This is a genomic window from Micromonospora sp. CPCC 205546, assembly GCF_036902715.1.
Classification (GTDB): Bacteria; Actinomycetota; Actinomycetes; order Mycobacteriales; family Micromonosporaceae; genus Micromonospora.
In genome coordinates this window covers 72,279-90,799 of the sequence record NZ_JBAKHL010000025.1, presented here as the reverse complement: position 1 = coordinate 90,799, position 18,521 = coordinate 72,279, and the positions used below count along the sequence as shown (strand labels likewise).

The window sequence follows — 18,521 nt, the reverse complement described above, 5'->3', positions numbered from 1 at the left end:
GGGGGACCGGACGGGGCCGCGGGCGGCGTCACGGCAGGCGGGGACGACACCGGGGCCGCCGTCGCCGGCGGCGCCGGCCTGGGGGCCGGAACGACGGAGGCCACCCCGGCCGCCGCCTGCGGGGCGGGACGCGGCGGCACCGGTGTGGCGGGACCCGGCGCCGCCGGCGGTTGGGCCCGTCCCGAGGGAGGCGCCCAGGGAGACCGCGGCGACGCCGGTGCGGGGCGCTGCGCCGGGACGACCGGGGGCGGCGGCACAGGTACCGGCGGCACCTGAGGGGCGGCCGTGGGCACCGACGGCACGACCGGGGGCGGCGGAATGGGCACCGCCGGGGCGTACGGCGGCTGCGCCGGCGCGGCCGCCGAGGGCGGCACGGCCGGAGGCGGGGGTACGGCGGCGCGTGCCGAACCCGGCGGAGCGGGCACGACCGGCGGCGGCGGGATGGTCGGCGGCGGGGGGATCCGCTGCGCCGGAGCAGCGTACGGGGTGGCCTGTCCCCGCCCCGGTGCATGCGGCGCCTGTGGTGAGGCGGGCACCTGGGGCGGCATCGGCGGGGCCCACGCCTGCCGGGGCGGAACGGGCACCACCGGCGGAGGCGGCACGTCGCCCCCCTGCGGCGGAGGCGGAACCTGTGCGACCTGCGGTGGGGGCGGAACCTGTGCGGCCTGGGGTGGGCCCGGGTACGGCTGCGGTGGTGCGGGCGGCACCTGCGGCGCGTGGCCGGCCGGGCGGGGCGGCTGCGGGGACGCCGCAGGGTGCGGCGCCGGGGCGACGGGGGCGGCCCGTCCCACGCCGCGTACGCCCGCAGCGGGTGGAGGCGGCGGGGTGTGCGGAGCCGCCGGTGCGGCCGGCGGGGTGCTCGCGACGTGTGGCGTCGGGTGCGCGGCCAGTGGCTGCGGGGGGCCGGCGGCGGCGGGCTCGTGCGGTCGCCAGGTGGTGGAGAGCACCGCCAGCGACATGGTCGGCTCGGAGAGCACCGACATGTCGGGCCGGACGGCCGGCGGGGCGGGCTGAGGGGCGGGAGCGGCGTCGCCGAGATACTGCCGTGCCGTGCGTACCGCAGGGTGGTCGACGCCGAGCACGGCGGGCCCGAGGGTGGCGATGCGGGTGTAGTTGCGGCGCGCCTCGTGCCGGTTGCCCAACTCGTCCGCCACCGCGGCCAGCTCGAAGGAGAGCGCCAGCATCAGCGGGTCGGACGGTGGCCAGAGGCGCTCGCCGGCGGCGAACGCCTCCTCCAGCACCCGTCGGGCGGCACCCGGGTCGTCCGCCTCCCGGTGCAGGCGGGCCAGCAGGTGCGCGGTGCTCAGCACATCCGGGTGGTCCTTGCCGTACGGCGGCCGGGCGGAGCCGACGGCGTCGTTGAGCAGCCGGCGGGCGGAGTAGAGATCGCCCGCGGCGCGCAGGGCGAGGGCCCGGTGCTGCACGGCGGCCAGGGGAGAGGGATGGGACACGTGGCCATGCTGCCGCGTGAGGCCCGTCGGACGCTACCCAGCCCCTCCGGTTTGCCACGCTTCGCCCGGGGCGAGACGCCTTCTGACCTGCGTCGGTCCATCGGCCGGAAGTCGATGTGCATGATCCACCCGAGGCGTGTACAGTAACTCCCCGTGCGGCCCACCAGGGCGGCCGACGGGTGGAAGATCGCCTCGGTCGACACGGTAGGCTGGACGAGCAGGTCCGGGTGGCGGAATGGCAGACGCGCTAGCTTGAGGTGCTAGTGCCCGTATAGGGCGTGGGGGTTCAAGTCCCCCCTCGGACACCAAATTGCAGCATCCATGCTGTGTTTCGCGTACTGGTGGTCAAGCACGCTTGATCACGCAAATCTGATCTCAGCGACACCCTCGGTCGAGCCTGTCTCGAGCGGGGGCGGTTGTCGTGGCTGAGCGTTCTGTGGCTCCGGTCATTCCGCCCGTGTTGCTGCCTGATCGACAGCCGGGGCGGAGCGAGCCGCGTGGGGGAGCTTCTCGTCGCCCGCCGTTGCCGCTGCCGGTTCTGCCGTCGCCACATGCACCGACGTTCGCCGAGTACGTGCCCGTGGTAGCGGCGGCTGTCAGCGATGGTACGCGGAGGGCGTCCGGCTCGTACTGGAAGCGGGCGGGGGCACGACGGCCTGGCGTCGGCACCCGTCCGGGCCAGGACGAGATCGATCAGGTCGTCGCCCAGGAACGTCGCGAAGTGGTCGGCCGGAAGCTCCGGGAATTCGTCGATGCCGTCCCAGCTCCCATCGAACAGCTCGCTCAGGTGCATGCGTACCAGATTGCGGAGATTGGCACGCAGGTCGGCGGCCAGTACGGGCCGGAACGCCTCTTCAACGTGTTCGTCCGCGTCCTCGCGGTTCTCGACCCACCAGCGGGCTGCGGCGGCTACCGGATCGCCGTCGCCGGAGTCGAGCCGGCCGATCCGGAACTGGAAGGTGACCGGGCTGTTGTCGTTGACCCAGAGCAGGTCGCTCAGCAACGTCATGATGCGGGCCAGCCGGGTCCGCAGGGCGGCGTCGGCGCCATCGGAGTCGGCGACCGGCGGTTGTCGAATCTCCGGAGCCGGATGCAGCGAGACTCGCAGGGCTGCCGTCGAAGTCGCGGTGCAGCAGGTGCAGCGGCTCCGGCCCGCCTCGTCCGGCCGCTCACTGTCGGTGGTTAGCCGGAGCAGATCGGCGTACGGGCCGGCCACCTCGTCGGCGAGGAACCGCACCAGCACTTTCGCGCACTGGTCTGGTGTCCCCACCACGGGCGAGATCAGGCGGACGAGTTCGGTCGCCGCCTCCTCGTCGGTGCGCACGGGCTCGTACGACCGTCCCGGCCCGACCTGGCTCGACCGGCTCTTTCTGGTGGCTGGTGTGCCCTCGGGCGCCCGCACGGTGACGAACATGCTCCGCTGATCGGCGGCGACGACGGCACGGGTGATCTCTCGGTTCCGGGGGGCGGTGAAGAAGCGCCGGATCTCCCCGGAAGCGGGGTCGGCGGCGAGGATCACATCGTTGCCGACACTGCGATGGACCGATGCCGGTCGGCCCTGGTCGCCGGTGGCGCCGCCCGCCTGTATCCAGAGCCGACCGTCGGGATCGACCGAGAGCCCGCTCGGGCGACCGAACACGTTGGTCGCGTCCGAGCTGCACACTTCGGTCCCGAGCCGAATCACCGCCCGACACGAGGAGGCTCCAGCGGAAGCTCGTGGCGCTCGCGCCGTTCCCGTCCTCGTGCCACCGCAGAATGAGCCCGTACGGGTTCGGGTGGCGGGGGAGCGCCCGTCCCGGCCTGCCGGTATCGGCGTCGGGGCGGGTGTGGTGCACGACGGATACGGCGTCTACCTGGGCTTGGACGTCGGTAAAGAGGGCCACCACGCGGTCGGGTTGGCCCCAGACGGCAGGCGGCTGCACGACGCGCCGTTGCCCGAATACCGAAGCCCGACTGCGGCAGTTGTTCGACAAACTCGCCCGCCACGGCCAGGTGTTGGTGGTGGTCGACCAGCCGGCATCGATCGGCGCCCTGCCGGTGGCGGTGACTCACCTCACCTCCGAGCGTTGGCTCCTCGCTGGGTGCTGCGACGGCACGGCTCGTCGAACCAGATAACGATCTTGTTGGGGTGGCGGCGAGGAAAGGGGCCCGGGAAGCGGAGTGTTGGTCGGCCAGCGGACGCACCGCGGCGACGTCGTGCCTTTTGCTGACGAGCTGGTACGTCCTCCGCGCCCCGGGCAAATCGTCGACGACCGGAAGGAGTGCGCCTGGCCGTGCCCGACGAACTCCTTGCTGTGATCGGCGAGCGGTGGCTCAGTTGAAGGTGTAGCAGTACAGCTGCACGTTGGCGGTGTAGTAGTAGTCGCTGACCTTCGTGCTGCTGCTGTAGGTCGTGCGGCAGTCGAGGAAGGGGTTGAAGCCGCCCATCTGGGCCTTCCACTTGGCGTCGTTCTCCGCGGACCAGATGGCGGACGAGGCGGAGGATCCCGAGCCGTAACCCGTGTACCAGCCGACTGCGTTGGCTCCAGCGTCGGCGGATGCGGGAGCCGCACCCGCCAGCAGGGACACCGCGGTCGCGCCGGTGACGGCGGTGGCAGCGAGGACCTTTCGGATCGCGCGCATTAAAGCTCCGTTCTGTTCGAAGGGATGGCCCGAGCCTGCCACTATGATCAGGCACTGTCAATGAAATCGCGCCGGGTGTTGACAATTGTTAACTCGCTGTAGGCCGCGACGGTGGTTTCGAGGATCTCGTCTGCCGTCTTGGTCCAGGTAGACGGCTTGGGCTGCCGTTCCATGGCGCGATCCAGACGGTTACATCGGCTTTCAGGTCGGTGAGACTGTGGTGGGTCGACCGACGTGGTTTGCGGTAGGTTGATTCGCGACGTCAGTTCGACCAGGGGTGAGTCACGACGAGTAGCTCGGGTTGAAGCAGGTAAAACTGGCGTGCTCATGAGCCCCTGCTGGAGGCAGGCGGGGGTCATGTGGGTGGCGTAGCTGCCCAGCATGTTTTGTAGTTCCAGTTCGGGCGGGGTCTACTCGGTCGATGCTATGCAGGAGGCGCAGGAACTGCTGGTGGCGGTGCATGCGCTGGGTCTGGCCGATGGGCCACGTCCAACGCGGCGAACAGGTTGCTGGTGTCGTGGCGGACGTAGTCGGTTGTCACTGTCCGTCAAATTGGGTCAACCCCAGAGGGCGTGACCGCGGGGCGGCGCTGGCCGGTTCGTAATTAGTCCTTTGGCCTGGCATTATGCTGTTGTTGGCCGCGATCTACTTCCCCTTGAGGTGGCGATGGCGATCGCTGCGGAGGCGAGTTACCGAGTCGCGGTCAAGCGGTCGGTGTGGACCAATGGCAGATTGATTTGTCCCAGGCGATGTCATGTAAAGTTCACAGTCATTGCAGTAGCGCGGCGATGGTGATGGTGGCCTGGCGCGAGGTGGCGGTCTTGTCGTAGCGGGTGGCGACGCTGCGGCACTGCTTGAGCCGGTTGAAGCAGCGCTCCACGACGTTGCGCCGTTTGTAGAGCTCCCGGTCGAACATCGGTAGCCGGCCACCGCGCTGTCTCGCCGGCGGCGGCCGGCCTGCTGGTCAGCGCGTTCGGAATTCGTGTGCCCATACCGCGTTGGCGGCAGCTCGGCCCGGATCGCTCGGGAGCTGTAGCCCTTGTCCGCGATGACGTGGTCCGGGCGGACCCGAGGTTGGCCAGGTCCCGACCGCCCGACGCGGATCGCAGCCATGACCTGGGTGAAGCGGCTGCAGTCGTTGACGTTGACGCCGGACAGGACGAACGCCAAGACGTCTTTCTGTCCGCCCACTGAGATAGGCAACATGGCACTCATGTCCCTGCCCACCCCCACGCTGCACACCGCTCGCCTGCGGCTGCGTCCCTTCGACGACGCGGGCGCGAGCGACCTCTTCGCGTTGCACAGCAGCGCCTATGTGCTGCGCTACTGGGATGCGCCGCCCTGGACCGATCGTGTGCGCGCCGAGCGGTTCGTTACGGCTTGCCGGCAGATGGCAGCGGAAGGCACCGGGACGCGGCTGGCCGTGGACCGTGTTCCCGACGGGGCGTTCATTGGCTGGTGCAGTCTGACCCGGTGGAACCCGGACTACCGCAGCGCGTCGCTCGGCTACTGCCTCGACGATGCGGCATGGGGCCACTGCTACGCGACGGAGGCCGCGCGCGCTTTGTTGCAGTGGGTATTCGACACGCTGGACCTGAACCGGGTCCAGAGCGAGACCGATACGCGCAACGTGGCATCTGCCCGCCTGCTGGAGAAGTTCGGGTTCGTGCGTGAGGGGACGTTGCGGGAAGACTGCGTCGTGAACGGCGAGGTCTCGGACTCGTGGGTGTACGGGCTGATCAGGCGGGAGTGTCGGCCGTCGTCCGAGCCGGTTCCCGCCCGCTGAGTCCTCCTCGCTCGCGAGACGGCGCCCGGCCTCCGGGCGCTTCGTTCCGCTGAGTTGATGGGGTCGGCACAGTGCAATCCCATGCCGCCGAGCGGGTGCGCCTTGCCGGGCGTTCGTCAGTGCCCGGACTTGTTCGGGTGCCTCTTTGGTGTGACGTCATGGCTGGCGTCGGGTGTTGTTGGCGATGGGCCGCAGAACCAGTCGATGCGAGCGTTGTGCCGATCTGCCGCCAACTCGACGAGCCGGTCAGGATCCTCTTGAATCCGCCGAACCACCGCTCGTCCATGCGACACGATCCAGTCCTGGACCGCAGTGAAGGACTCGTCATCGAGCGGCCCCAGCAACAGTGTTACTGCTTCGCGGACCGGCTGCGCCGGCAGGTCATCCCCGACGAGAACCCGAACTCCTGCGGCAGGTACCTCCGCGGGATCGCGGTGTCGAGGACGAACAGGATCCTGCACAGGACCTTGCGGTCATCCAGTGGCTTGCGCCCGGGTAGCGATGCCGCCGGGGCTGACGGGCGGCAGCAACGGCGCGTTCTCGGCCCGCAACTCGTCCGAGACGATCCACGGCGGCTGCTCACCCCTCCTAGTTAGGAGTTTTCAGTGAGGTGCGTGAGGAAAAGTGGGGGCGCATCCCCCATGCCGTGATCCACGTCGCCTGCGACGCTTTTGGATTATGAGCGAGGCGCGAGTGGTGAAAGCGGGCGAAGACGGGGAGAACTCGGCCTTGTCCGATACTTGGTGGGCTCCGGGTCTGACCCTGGCCGAGCGCTGCTCCGCGACGCTAAATCGGCGGCCCCGCGAGGAGGTGAGCGCGTGGGCGGAGAACGTTTCACCGCGTGCCCGCGAGCGGCTGCGCGCGTGGTACGACGCACACGGACTCGGCAGCAGTGACCAGTTGGCCGCCCGGTTGGCTGACCTGCACTTGACCGAGGACGACCTGTTGGTGCTGCTGGCCGAGACCCCCGAAACACTGACCGCCCGCACGGGTGAGCCGGGCTGGGCTCGTTTCACGGCGAAGGTGGTCGATCACGCGCGCCGCCGAAGGCAGCGCGTTGCCAGCGATGATCTCGCTGGCGTACCGCGTCGGCCGCCGACCCTTGCGGCGGGTGCCGCCGGTGGTCCCGCTGACCCCGCCTGGGCGGATGACTTCGGCCGCGTGCTCGCCCCCTACCTGGATGTGTCGGATGACCTGTTCGTCCGCTCCGCAGCCGCCGCCGGCTGCGTCGACCTGGCAGCCATCCGCCAGGAACTTCGAACCGCACTGTCCGGGCGGCTCATTCGGGTGGCCGCGCGCGTCCTCGTCCTTGAACTGAGCAGTCTGCGGTCGCGGCGTCAGCTTGCCGGTGCCTCCCGTGACGAGCGGTTCGCCGACTTCATCCGTCACCTGCAGCAGCCGACGGCGCTGCAGGCGATCCTGGTGCGGTATCCGGTCCTGGCCCGCCTGCTCGCGCAGATCTGCGAACAGACGGTGGACGCGACGACGGAGCTGTTGCATCGGTTGGCCACCGACTGGGCAGCGATCGTCGGTACCTTCTTCGCGGGGGTGGATCCGGGCCATCTGGTCGGGATCGAAGTCGGCGCCGGAGACCGCCACCAGCGGGGACGGGCGGTGGCGCTGCTGCGGTTCGCCACCGGCGCCCGGCTGGTGTACAAGCCACGGCCGCTGGCCGCACACCGGCACTTCAACGACCTGCTGTGCTGGCTCAACGCACACCAGCCCGGCCTGGGCCTGCGTACGCTGACCGTCCTCGACCGGCCGGGTTACGGATGGGTGGAGTTCGTCTCGGCGCAGCCCTGCGACGACCGGGCCGCGGTCGAGCGGTTCTACCACCGGCAAGGGACGCTTCTCGCCCTGCTGTACGCCTTCGACGGTGCCGACATCCACTACGAGAACCTCGTCGCCTGCGGCGACCAGCCGGTCCTCGTCGATGTCGAGACCCTTTTTCACCCGTCCTTTACGATACCCGGCGGCATCGACGATCCGGCCGCCGACGCCCTGGCCCGATCGGTGTACCGGTCGGCGCTGCTTCCTCAACTGCTGCTTGGTGACGACGGAGCGCTGGACATCTCCGGTCTGGGCGGCGACAAGGGTGGCAGCCTGCCGGTGCCCGTCGTGGACTGGCAGGCAGCGGCCACCGACGAGATGCGGCTCGTCCGGCGCCTGACCGTTTTCGCTGGAGCGGCCAACCGGCCACACCTGGACGGTGCGGACGCCGAACCCGCCGACTTTGCCGAGCCGCTGCTGGCCGGTTTCCGCGCGGGCTATGAGACGATCGCCCGCCATTGCGCCGACCTCCTCCGTCCCGACGGAATCGTGCAGCGCTTTGCCGACGACGAGGTCCGCTTCGTCGTTCGCGCGACCCGTGTTTACCTGACGCTACTCGACGAGTCCACGCACCCCGACGTGTTACGCGACGCCCTCGACCGCGACCGCCTGCTCGGCGCGCTGTGGGCGGGTTCCGCCGAGGATCGGGCGCGGCTACGGCTGGTGCGTCACGAGCTCGACGAGTTGTGGCACGGCGATGTACCGATCTTCACTCTTCGACCCGGTGAGCGTCACCTGTGGACGGGAGCGGGCGGAAAGGTCACCGACCTCCTCGACGAGACGCCGCTGAACCGGGTGCGCGACAAGCTGGAACGGATGACTGCCGTCCACCGGTACGACCAGGAATGGATCATCCACGCGGCACTGGCGACCCGCCGGTCGCACCAGGGACACGTGACCGGCGGTCCGATGCCGCAACCTTTCGCGGCGACCGCCCCGGACCCTGACCGGCTGCTCGCCGCCGCTCGTGCGGTCGCCGATCAGATCGTCGCGCGTGGCTTCGGCGACGGGATTCGGATCAACTGGCTCGGCATGGAACTGCTCGACGAGCGGTACTGGACGGTCATGCCGCTCGGCGTCGGCCTGGGCAGCGGATACGGCGGCACGGCTCTGTTCCTCGCCCAACTCGCCGCCGTCACGGCGGACGCCCGGTACGCCACCGTCGCCCGCCGCGCCCTGCAGCCGGTGCCTCACCTGATCGAACGCCTCTCGACGCCCGAGTTGGCCCGGGCGGTCGGCGGTGGCGGCTACGCCGGTTTCGGCGGCATCGCCTACGCGTTGGCCCAGGTGTCCGTCCTTCTTCGTGACACTCAGGTCGCGGACTGGATCGAGCCGGTGGTCCGGTTGGCGGGCGAGGCGATCGACGGCGACAGCGAGTACGGGATGCACGAGGGAGCGGCGGGTTGCCTGGCGGCGATGCTGGCCGTACACGCGACCACCGGACTGGAGAGCGCGTGGCACGTCGCCGTGCGCTGCGCCGACCGGCTACTGGCCAGTCCTGGCGGCCGGCTGCCAGCACCAGGGTTCGCCTTCGGCGCAGCCGGCATCGGCTGGGCGCTGCTGCGCTTCTCCGCCGTGGCGGACGACTCCCGCTACGCCGCGCGCGGCCGGGATTACCTGCGCCACCCGGCGGAGCTAAATCGTGTCAGCGGTCATTCCTGGTGCCAGGGGTGGCCGGGAGTTGGACTCGCGCTGCTCGACGTGGCGGACACGACGCCCGATCCCCGGACCGGCGCCGTCATCGCCCGGAGCATCGAGGCCGTCGTCACCAGTGGGCCCCTGCCCAACCACAGCCTCTGCCACGGCGAACTCGGCCGCCTGGAACTGCTCGGTGCCGCGGCGCGAACCGGACACGCCGCGAGGGCCACCTACATCCGGCACGCGGGCATGATGCTGTCGGCCATCGAACGGTTCGGCCCACGCTGCGGGACACCGGACGGCGTCCCGAATCCGGGCCTGCTGAACGGGTTGGCGGGCATCGGCCACGGGTTGCTCCGACTCGGTTTCCCCGACAGGGTTCCGTCCGTGCTGCTACTCGAACCACCGAATCATCAACTGCGGATGCCATGACCGGCACCGCACGACCCTATGGAGGATGTCCTGATGCACGACGACCGGCAGATCCGTCCGGTGCCGAATTCGCAGCACGGTGGGGGCACCGAGGCTGACGATCCGATTGGAGAGATCCAGCTCGGGCAGCCGTCCGGGATCGGCCGTCGCGCGAGACTGCTCGCCGGGCTGGTTACGAGCACGGCCGCCGCGGTCATGCTTGCGGCCGGCACCCCGGACACGGGGACCTCGCACAGCGGGCCGCTGGGCTGAAGGCAGGCAGGGTGCCGGTGTCGGTAGCGACCACCGGCACCCTGTCCCGTTCACGACTGCCGTCGCCCCACCCGGCCGGTAGCCTTTGTCCTCATGCAGGTGGTGTCTCCCGTCGTGGTGGGGCGCGACGCCGAGTTGCGGCTGCTGGAAGCCCGCCTCGCCGACACCCGGCGACTGCTAGGGGGCAGCGTGTTCATCACGGGCGAGCCCGGCATCGGCAAATCGCGGCTTATCGGCGAGTCCGTGTCGCGCGCTTTCGTCGCCGGCATGCCGGTCCTCCGCGGCCGGGCAAGCCCCACCAGCGCTCTGATGCCCTTCCGACCCATCACGGAAGCGCTGTTCTCCCTGTTCCGAACCGAAGGCCCCCCGCACGATCCCAGGCTCGAGCCCTACCGGCCGGCGCTGGCCCGCCTCGTTCCCGAGTGGCGCACCGAGGAGCCGGGCAGTGGGGAGTCACTGGTCGTCCTGGCCGAGGCGGTGCTGCGGCTGCTCTCCGCCACCGGCCGCGACCGGGGATGCCTCATCGTCCTTGAGGATCTGCACGACGCCGACGCCGAGACGCTGGCCGTCGTCGAGTATCTCGTCGACAACCTGGCTGCGCAGCCGGTCCTACTGATCGCCAGCTTCCGCCCCGTCGCCGGCCCCGCGGCCGACCTGGCCCGGCTCACCGGGCAGCGTCGCGTCGCCACCGTCGTCGAACTGGCCCCGCTCACCCCGCCTCAGGTACGGCAACTCGCCGCCTGCTGCCTGCATGTCGAGCCGCAGGACCTACCGCAACCAGTCGTGGAGCGGCTGCTGTGGGACGGGGACGGCAATCCCCTCGTCATCGAGGAGCTGCTCCGTGGCGCGCTCGCGGCCGGGTCGTTGGCCTGGGACGCCGAAGGTTGCCGGTTCGTGGGTGAGCTTGGCGATGACGTTCCCACCAACCTGGTACGCAACGTCGCGCAGCGCGCCGACCGGCTGGGTGCCCAGGGGCGGGCGCTGGTGAAGACGGCCGCCGTGCTCGGTCGCAGGTTCAGCGTCTCGGCCCTGCAGGCCATCAGCGGCGTGGACGACCGGACCCTGCTCACCCATCTCGGCGCGGCGACCGACGCCCAGCTGATCGGACCGGACGGCGCCACACCGGACTGGTACAACTTCCGGCACGCGCTCACCGCCGAGGCGCTGCTGGCGTCCCTGGTGCCGGCCGAGGTCGCTGCCATCGCCCGGCGCGCCGCAGACGTGCTGACAGCGATCCGGCCGGGTCTGCCAGGGGAATGGTGCCAGCTCGTCGGGCGGCTGCGGCTCACCGCCGGGGAGGATCGGGCCGCCGCCCTGCACTTCGCCGAGGCGGCCCGCCGGGCGCTCGCCGACGGCGCCACCACTTCTGCCATCACCCTCCTCGAACGGGCTCACGAGCTGCTGCCCACCGCCGCCGACGTGGACGTCCGAGCCGAGATCCTGGAGTCCCTGGTGTACGCGCTCGCCGAGGCAGGCCAGCTCGACCGGGCGTTCGAGTTGGCCGACCGGCTCGCACCGGCCGGCGCGGGCGTGCCGGCGGGCCGGGACCGGCGGGTCGCACTGCACATGCGGCTGGCCTGGGGCGCGGTCGTGGGAGGCCGGTGGAGCGACGCCGCGGCTCAGGTGGCGGCAGCCCGCACGCTGCTCGGCCCCGCTGCCGGCCCGGAGGACACCGTCGCGGTGGACGTGGTCGAAGCACATCTCATGGTGGAGGGCCGGACGCAGCGCCAGGACGATGGCCCGCAGCGCGCGAAGCGCGCCGAGGAGATCGCGCTCGGCGCCGTAGAGGTCGCCGAGCGGCTGCCCGAGCCCGTGGCTGCCTGTCAGGCGTTGCAACTGCTCGCCATGCTTGCCCGACACCGCAGCTTCGACGAGGCGGATGACTACCTCACGCGGATGCTCGCTGTGGCCGAGAGCCACACGTCGCCCATCTGGCGCGTACACGCCCTGCTGCGCCTGGGCATCAATCAGGCGATGCGCAGCGGTGACACCGGCGTGCTCGAACAGGCGCTGCGGGACGCGCGCGCCGTGGGGGCCATCGCTGTGGCGTACACGGCGGAGAGCAGCATCGCGCTGGAGGCGGTGCTGCGAGGTGAATACGACACCGCCGACGAGATCAGCGCCCGCTGCGCCGAGGCGACGGCGCGACTCCGCTACGTTGATGACCATCAGTACAATGTCCTGATTCGCGCCATGCTAGCCGCTCATCAAGCTGACCGGCTGGCCATGGAGCGACAGCTGGGCGAGTTCCGGTCGTGGGGCGGTGAGCAGTCGCTGCACATGCCGCTGATGTACGGGCTCTGCCGCGCCTTCTGCGCCCTGCTCGAAGAGAAGCCCGCGCTGGCCCTCGCGGAGCTCGACCAGGCACACGCGTGGGAGGAGCGCAATCCCAACGTCTACTACCTGGCGGGTCGTTACGGCCTGCGCCTGCTCCTCGACGTGCTGCACGGGCGGGCCGACCGGCAGGCGTACGAGTGGGTCGCCGCCGCCCCCGGCGCCGCCCTGCGCTGGAACCAGCAGTTCCTCCTCCTCACCGACGCCGTCCTGCTCGGCCGCGCCGGCCGACCCCACGATGCGGTCGCGGCGGTGCACCGCGCCCACGTCGTCTCGGAGCGCTACCCACGAGCGCACCACCTGGGCCTGCGGCTGGTGGCCGAGGCGGCGCTCGCCGACGGTTGGGGCGACCCGATCCTCTGGCTGCGCACGGCCGAGGAGTACTTTCACCTAGCCGGCCTGCCCAGGGCCGCCAGCGCCTGTCGCGCACTGCTACGGCGCGGCGGGGCGAGCGCCCCGCAGCGGCGCGACGGGCGCGACCAGATCCCGGCGGCACTCATCACCAAGGGGCTGACCGTCCGGGAGTACGAGGTCCTCGTGCTGCTGGGCGAACGGCACGGCAACAAGGACATCGCGCAGCAGTTGTTCATCTCGCCGCGCACCGTCGAGAAGCACGTGGCGAGCCTGCTGGCGAAGACCGGCTGTGAGAGCCGCGTCAGCCTGCGGGAGTACGCTGCGGACCTGCGGTAGGCGCGCGGACCGCACGGAGCGCGCCGCGGGAGTGGCCACGGAGGACGATCGGTCACCCGGGCCTCGCCGGCAACCGGCTGGCCGTCGCGGTGCCGCCCGCGTCCCACCATCCAACCAGCTCCGCGTAGCTGCTGGAACTCCGTACCAGTTCGTCGTGGGTGCCGAGGTGCACCCGATCGCCGTCAAGGAGCAGGACGCGCTCGGCGCGGCGGGCCGAGGTGATCCGGTGCGCGATCACCACCAGGGTGCCCGGCCGCGCCGCGAATGCCACCTCGGCCCGGGCCTCGGCCACCGGGTCCAGGTTGGCGGTGGCCTCGTCGAGGATGACGACCCGGGCCGGTGACAGGTACACCCGTCCGAGCGCGACGAGTTGCTTCTCTCCCTGGGACAGGTCGGCGCCGCCCGTGCCCACGCGGGCGTCGAGGCCGCCCAGCCGGCTCAGCAGCGGGCCCAGGCCCACGGCGGCCACCGCGTCGACTAGATCGCGCTCAGTGGCATCGGGTGCGAGATAGGTGAGATTCTCCCGCAGCGTGCCGGCGAAGACGTACGCCTCCTGCGGAATGAGGCCCAGCGTCCGGCGCAGCTCGGACTCGCGGAGTCGCGTGACGTCGACACCGCCGAGCCGGATCGCGCCGCGGCAGGGAACGAGCAGCCCGGCGAGCAGGTTCGCCAGGGTGGACTTACCGATACCGCTGGAGCCGACGACGGCGAGATGGTCGCCTTCATCGATGGTGAGGCTGAGGTCGTCGAGGACTGGATCCGCGTGCGCCCCGTACGTGAAGGTCAGGCCTTCGACCCTGAGATCGTACCGGTCGGGGGCGGGTAGCCCGTCAGGCTCCGCGGGTTCCGGCTCGGCGAAGGCCTCGCCGAGCCTGCGGAGGCTGACCACGAGGTCCAGGGCCCAGCTCACGACCACACCGACGATCCGCTGCAGGGCGGGTTCCAGACTGACCAGCAGGTATGTCGCCGCCCCCACCACCTCGCCCACGGTCAGCGATTCGGAGCGCAGCAGCCCCGGGGTCGCCACCAGCAGCATGAGCAGCGGAAGCTGCCCGCCGACGAAGACCAGCAGTCGGGTCAGGGTGGTGGCCCGAGCCAGCGCCAGCGCCTGGGTGGCCTCGTCGTCAACCGCCCGCTCGACCTCGGCTGCCGCCCGCTGCTGCGCCGCGCACGCCACGGCGTCCCGTACCCCCTCGAATGCGACACCGGCCCGGCCCGCCACCTCCTCCTGCGCGAGCAGCAGCGTCCGATGCCGGGCGGCCAGCTTCGGCACCAGCAGCCCGATCACGGCAAACGCGAGCGCGACCAGCACGGCGGTGGCCGACGCGACGACCGGCGCCAGCAGGAACAGGCCGACGAGAGCTGCCACGAAGGTGAAGAGCACCTGACGGACGGTGCGCAACAAACCGAAGAGGATGTTGCGCACCGTCTGGACCTGCGCGGTCAGCCTGGCCACGCTGGTGGTGTCCAGCCGGGTGGTCGAGCGAGTCGCGGCGAGCAGGGCGCCCTTGGTGACCTCGGCGAGAAATGCGTCGCGGACCGGCTCCACCAACGCCGCGAGCCACGGGAACAGCCGGTTGGTCGCGACCGCACCGGCCGCAGCCGTCGGCAGCAGCAGCGCGAGGAGAGCCAGCCCGGCGCCGACGTCGCGAGTCAGGAAACGGTCGGTCGCCGCGGAGACCAGCAGCCCGGACAGTAGTACCGGTAGCGACTCCACGATCGACCACAGCGCGATCCGGGCGAGCGCCCGACGCCGTGCCCACAGCTCCTGCCGCAGCAGCGCCGGTCCGGGACTGCCCGGACCCCTTCGCCTCATCGATCCCCCTCCTCCGGCGGGTCCGCCGCAAACACCGACCGGTACGCCGCCTCGCGCTCCCACAGCGCGTGGTGCGGCGCCACCGCCCGGATGCGTCCGGCATCCAGCCAGGCGACCAGGTCGGCCCGGGCCGCGGTGCCCGCCCGGTGGGCCACAATGAGCCGGGTACAGCCGGCCAGCACCTCGGTGAGGGCGCGGGTCACTTCGGCTTCGGTGACGGTGTCCAAACTCGACGTGGCATCGTCGAGCACCAGCAGCCGGCCACCGTGCGCGACTGCCCGCGCCAGACCGAGCCGCTGCAGCTCGCCGCCGGACAACGGCGCGTCGGCCAGGGCGGTGTCGAGCGCCTGGGGCAGTCGTCGAATGAACCCCACGGTCTGCGCGGCCCGGGCCGCCCGCCAGACCTCCTCGTCACTCGTCTCCGGCCTGCCGTAGGTGAGTGCCTCACGGACGGTGCCGCCGAGCAGCACCGGTCGGTCGAAGGCGTAGGAGACCTCGCGGCGCAACGCGTCGGGGTGGAGGTCGGCGGTCGGGACGCCGTCGATCAGCACGGTGCCGGAGTCCGGGGTGAGCAGGCGCCCGGCCAGCAGCGCGAGGGTGGTCTTGCCGGCTCCGGAGCGACCGACCAGGGCGACGGCGGCACCACCTGGTACGTCGAGATCGATGCCGTCGAGGACGAGCTGGTCACCCAGCCGGACCCGCACCCCGCGGAACGACAGCGCGCCGGGACCGGCGGCGAGGGCACGGTACTGACGGGGTGCCGCGTCGGCGACCGGCTCCTGGGGGCGTTCCGCCAGCACGGCGGCGACCCGGGAGGTGTTCGCCCGCCCGTCGCTCAGTTTGATCAGCGTGTCCACCTGACTGAGGAACGCCAGTGCGGAGGTCAGGTACATGGCAGCGGCGAGGACGTCGCCGGGCGAGAGCCGCCCGGCCGCCACGCCGAGCCCGGCGACGGCGAGCACCACGAGCCGTACGCCGGTGAGCAGGAGGTCGACTTGCCACGACACGGCGCGCTGCACCGCCCAGGTTTCCTGACCGGCTCGGCTGAGCTCGGGCAGCGGGGCGAGGACGCGGGCCATCTCGCGACGTTGCGTGCCGGAGGCGCGGATCGTCCGGCGACCGGTCAGCGCGTCGGTGAGCCGGGCGGCGATGGCCGCCAACCGCTCCAGGTACTCGGCGTAGCTGCTGGTTGCCCGGTTCATGAGGAGGCGCAGCAGGAGCGTCGCGGGCAGCGCGCCGACCAGGAATGCCACCCCGAGCCGCCAGTCGATCAACCAGAGCGCCACCAGCCCGCCGAGTGAGGCGGCGGCCGCGACGGCGGCGGTGACAAGTGCCGGAACGGCGGCACCGGCCGTGGTGGTGTTGCTGGTCAACCGGGTGACCAGGTCGCCGGTGACGTGGCGGCGCGCGCCCGGCACGCCCAGGGCGAACACGTGGCGGACCAGCCGGTACCGCAGTGCGACCGACACGCGGGTGGCCGCCGACACCCGGGTCAGTCCGCCGTATGCCTCGGCCAGCATGCGCAGGGCCAGCAGTCCGACCAACGCCGCCAGGGCACCCCCGACGGCTTGTCCGGCGATCACCTGGTCGACGGCCGCGGCGGATACCGCCGGAAGCAGCAGCATCGACCCGTTGGCCAGCACCAGCCACACCAGGTTGGCGACGGTGTTGGCAGGCGCCATCCGGACGAGCGCCCACCAGCCGAGGCCGACGTCGGCGGGGGGCGCGGACGCGGCCACTCCCGGTGAGCGGGGACGGTCGGTGGCCACGGACGGGCTCATCATCCCCGCTGCTCCGCGGTGAAGAAGTCGACGATCTCCGCCCGTAGAGCCTGCCCACCGGCCTCGTCGAGCGGGTTGTGGCCACCGTCGACGACCTCCAGGTAGCGGAAGTCCTGCGGTGTGCGGCGGCCGGCCTCCCGCAGCCGTCGGGCCAGGGCCTGCGAGTGCCCGACCGGGATGACGTCGTCGCGCTGTCCGTGCACCACGAGCAGCCGCGCCCGGATCCTGGGCGCGAGCCGCAGCAGGTCGCGCGGGCCGATTTCGTCGTCGGGCGCGGTACAGCCGCCCAGCCGGTCGAACAGGGAGCGCACCGCCCGTGAGCCGTCGCGGTACAGCCGCGGCCCGGACAGGAACGGCGCGACAACGACACAGCGCGACCATCCGTGCGGGTCGGCCGCGGCGGCGAGCAGCGCCAGGAACGCACCGTAACTGGTGCCGAAGAGCATCGGGGCGTGGCCGGCGGGGTCGCGTTCCCGATGCAGGATATCGCGCAGCCACCGGACATCGGCAAGGTCCGGTCCTCCCCAGGCGCCGTTGATGGCGTCGCGGTGGGTGGACCCGTAACCAGTACTGCCCCGCTGATTGGGGGCCACGACGGCGACGTCGGCGGCGGCGAGGGACTGGAAGAAGGGGTCGAACGTCAACTCCCAGGCGGCCTCGGGACCGCCGTGCAGGGCCACCAGCAGGTGCCGGGCTCGCCGCCAGTCGCCGTACACGACCGCTTCGACGGGTCCGGCCGGGCCGTCGAAGCGCTCCGGTTGCGCGTCGTGCCACCCGGTACCCGTCGGCGGGTCCGGCTCCCTCCAGCCGCCCGACCCGCCGTCGGGAGGAAGCGTGACGACCGTCGTCGGACAGGTCGGCGACGACCACAGCAGCCGCAGGCCGCTCTCGCTCCAGCCGGCACTCCTGATCACGCCGGGCGGTACCGGGACCTCGATGACCTGGTCGGCGTCGGCATCGTGGACGAGCAGGCGGGAGCGGGCGCCGGCGGTGATCCGTATCGCGAGCCGGCGTCCGGTGGGATCGACCGCCAGGGGCAGCGCCGTACCGGTGATCGCGTTGAGCGCCGGGGGATACCGGACGGGTCGCCCGTCGGTTGCCGCCCAACCCAGCCGGACTCCGTCGGACGTGTGCGTGGCGACGAGCATCCGGCCGCGACGTGGGCTGGTCAACAGGACGGCGCTGCCGGCCGTGTCGAGCGGGGACACCGTCGCACGGCGGAGGTCGACCGCGACCAGGCGACGCCTACCCCCGGTGAGTTGGTTGGCCGCCAACAGGTGGCCCTGCTCGGTCAGCCAGCCCTCGCCCGTCAGTTGCCCGGGCACCTCCACGACCGGCTCCGCACGCAGCGTCCGGGCGTCGATGCGGTGGAGAACGGTGTGGCCGCCGGCGTGCAACGCGACGAGCCAGCCGAGCGTGTCGGCATCGAGGCTCGGCACCGCCCGCAGAGCCGGACAGTGGAACGTGCCCACCGGTTGCTCGCCGGTGGATCCGTCGCCGCAGCCGACGACCACCACCTCGTGCGTACCGGGGCGATGGCGCACCAGCACCACCCGGCCGTCCTCGGTGGGCAGCAGCTGGGTGCGGACGGTCTCGCCGGCCGTGGTGGGCAGTGGGAACGCCTCGGCTGTCGCTTCCTGGAACGACCAGGTCTCGACGAGGAGGCCGCTGTCGCCGTCGGCGACGAGGCAAGCCGCCCGGCCGGCACGGCCGGAGAACCGGAAGTTCACTCGGTGCGCCGCCGTACGCGGTCGCACGTCGACGTGTCGGACTGTCATGTCTGCCGTCCTCCGGGTCGCGTCGCGGTCAGGGGGCTCGTCCGGCCTGGCGAACCGCCGTCGGCGGCCGTGTCGTGGTCAGGGCCCGCGGCCCCGGCCCGCCGCCGCCCG

At 71.6% G+C, this 18,521-nt stretch carries 12 protein-coding genes, 1 tRNA gene and 2 pseudogenes; 6 read left to right on the top strand and 9 right to left on the bottom strand.

From position 1 onward, the window contains the following. A partial coding sequence (locus tag V6U77_RS14640) for a tetratricopeptide repeat protein (protein ID WP_334606858.1) occupies positions 1-1,451 on the bottom strand: 1,451 nt, incomplete at its 3' end. 221 nt (positions 1,452-1,672) lie between these two features. Between V6U77_RS14640 and V6U77_RS14635 the strand changes: the two genes are divergently transcribed. Continuing rightward, positions 1,673-1,759, top strand: a tRNA-Leu gene (locus V6U77_RS14635). Here V6U77_RS14635 and V6U77_RS14630 read toward each other — a convergent pair. Continuing rightward, entirely contained in the window at positions 1,738-3,135 is a 1,398-nt protein-coding gene (locus tag V6U77_RS14630) for an alkaline phosphatase PhoX (RefSeq protein WP_334606857.1), read from the bottom strand. The two genes, V6U77_RS14635 and V6U77_RS14630, sit on opposite strands and share 22 nt — an antisense overlap. A gap of 145 nt (positions 3,136-3,280) precedes the next feature. Here V6U77_RS14630 and V6U77_RS14625 point away from each other — a divergent pair. After that, positions 3,281-3,497 (top strand): annotated as a pseudogene (locus V6U77_RS14625) (IS110 family transposase); the annotation flags it as partial. A gap of 267 nt (positions 3,498-3,764) precedes the next feature. Here V6U77_RS14625 and V6U77_RS14620 read toward each other — a convergent pair. From V6U77_RS14620 to V6U77_RS14610, 3 genes and pseudogenes are all read right to left on the bottom strand, one after another. Further along, positions 3,765-4,073 (bottom strand): hypothetical protein, encoded by a 309-nt coding sequence (locus tag V6U77_RS14620; protein ID WP_334606856.1) that lies wholly within the window; start codon positions 4,071-4,073, stop codon positions 3,765-3,767. A gap of 47 nt (positions 4,074-4,120) precedes the next feature. Continuing rightward, a complete protein-coding gene (locus V6U77_RS14615; RefSeq protein ID WP_334606855.1) occupies positions 4,121-4,246 on the bottom strand; it encodes a hypothetical protein in 126 nt (41 codons plus the stop codon). Between the two features lie 596 nt (positions 4,247-4,842). After that, positions 4,843-4,983 (bottom strand): annotated as a pseudogene (locus V6U77_RS14610) (transposase); the annotation flags it as partial. A gap of 303 nt (positions 4,984-5,286) precedes the next feature. On the opposite strand from V6U77_RS14610, the gene V6U77_RS14605 reads away from it, so the two are divergent. Continuing rightward, positions 5,287-5,859, top strand: coding sequence for a GNAT family N-acetyltransferase (locus V6U77_RS14605; protein WP_334606854.1), 573 nt, complete (start codon positions 5,287-5,289; stop codon positions 5,857-5,859). A 116-nt stretch (positions 5,860-5,975) separates the two neighbouring features. Here the strand turns inward: V6U77_RS14605 and V6U77_RS14600 are convergent, their stop codons facing one another. Continuing rightward, the gene (locus V6U77_RS14600; protein WP_334606853.1) at positions 5,976-6,320 is read right to left on the bottom strand and encodes a DUF4240 domain-containing protein; all 345 of its coding nucleotides are present in this window, start codon (positions 6,318-6,320) and stop codon (positions 5,976-5,978) included. 217 nt (positions 6,321-6,537) lie between these two features. Between V6U77_RS14600 and V6U77_RS14590 the strand changes: the two genes are divergently transcribed. The 3 genes from V6U77_RS14590 (at position 6,538) to V6U77_RS14580 (ending at position 13,035) form a co-directional block, all read left to right on the top strand. After that, on the top strand, positions 6,538-9,759 hold the full coding sequence (locus V6U77_RS14590; protein WP_334606852.1) for a type 2 lanthipeptide synthetase LanM family protein: 3,222 nt from the start codon (positions 6,538-6,540) through the stop codon (positions 9,757-9,759). 33 nt (positions 9,760-9,792) lie between these two features. Then, on the top strand, positions 9,793-10,011 hold the full coding sequence (locus V6U77_RS14585) for a hypothetical protein (RefSeq protein ID WP_334606851.1): 219 nt from the start codon (positions 9,793-9,795) through the stop codon (positions 10,009-10,011). 93 nt (positions 10,012-10,104) lie between these two features. After that, positions 10,105-13,035 (top strand): helix-turn-helix transcriptional regulator, encoded by a 2,931-nt coding sequence (locus V6U77_RS14580; protein ID WP_334606850.1) that lies wholly within the window; start codon positions 10,105-10,107, stop codon positions 13,033-13,035. A gap of 52 nt (positions 13,036-13,087) precedes the next feature. Here V6U77_RS14580 and V6U77_RS14575 read toward each other — a convergent pair whose 3' ends face one another. From V6U77_RS14575 to V6U77_RS14565, 3 genes are read right to left on the bottom strand one after another with little or no spacing between them, the layout of a single operon-like run. Next, positions 13,088-14,851, bottom strand: coding sequence for an ABC transporter ATP-binding protein (locus V6U77_RS14575; protein ID WP_334606849.1), 1,764 nt, complete (start codon positions 14,849-14,851; stop codon positions 13,088-13,090). After that, positions 14,848-16,635 carry an ABC transporter ATP-binding protein gene (locus tag V6U77_RS14570; RefSeq protein ID WP_334606848.1) on the bottom strand — a complete coding sequence of 596 codons (1,788 nt, stop codon included), beginning with the start codon at positions 16,633-16,635 and terminating at the stop codon, positions 14,848-14,850. Before V6U77_RS14570 ends, V6U77_RS14575 begins: the two co-directional genes overlap by 4 nt. Beyond that, positions 16,632-18,410 (bottom strand): alpha/beta hydrolase family protein, encoded by a 1,779-nt coding sequence (locus V6U77_RS14565; protein WP_334606847.1) that lies wholly within the window; start codon positions 18,408-18,410, stop codon positions 16,632-16,634. The genes V6U77_RS14570 and V6U77_RS14565 overlap by 4 nt, the downstream gene beginning before the upstream one ends. Positions 18,411-18,521: the final 111 nt, after the last annotated feature.

Bases quoted from the DNA above. Each gene is read 5' to 3' on its own strand.
- V6U77_RS14590 (WP_334606852.1), top strand. From the start codon at position 6,538: ATGAGCGAGGCGCGAGTGGTGAAAGCGGGCGAAGACGGGGAGAACTCG.
- V6U77_RS14585 (WP_334606851.1), top strand. From the start codon at position 9,793: ATGCACGACGACCGGCAGATCCGTCCGGTGCCGAATTCGCAGCACGGT.
- V6U77_RS14575 (WP_334606849.1), bottom strand. From the start codon at position 14,851: ATGAGGCGAAGGGGTCCGGGCAGTCCCGGACCGGCGCTGCTGCGGCAG.
- V6U77_RS14570 (WP_334606848.1), bottom strand. From the start codon at position 16,635: ATGATGAGCCCGTCCGTGGCCACCGACCGTCCCCGCTCACCGGGAGTG.
- V6U77_RS14620 (WP_334606856.1), bottom strand. From the start codon at position 4,073: ATGCGCGCGATCCGAAAGGTCCTCGCTGCCACCGCCGTCACCGGCGCG.
- V6U77_RS14605 (WP_334606854.1), top strand. From the start codon at position 5,287: ATGTCCCTGCCCACCCCCACGCTGCACACCGCTCGCCTGCGGCTGCGT.
- V6U77_RS14565 (WP_334606847.1), bottom strand. From the start codon at position 18,410: ATGACAGTCCGACACGTCGACGTGCGACCGCGTACGGCGGCGCACCGA.
- V6U77_RS14615 (WP_334606855.1), bottom strand. From the start codon at position 4,246: ATGGAACGGCAGCCCAAGCCGTCTACCTGGACCAAGACGGCAGACGAG.
- V6U77_RS14580 (WP_334606850.1), top strand. From the start codon at position 10,105: ATGCAGGTGGTGTCTCCCGTCGTGGTGGGGCGCGACGCCGAGTTGCGG.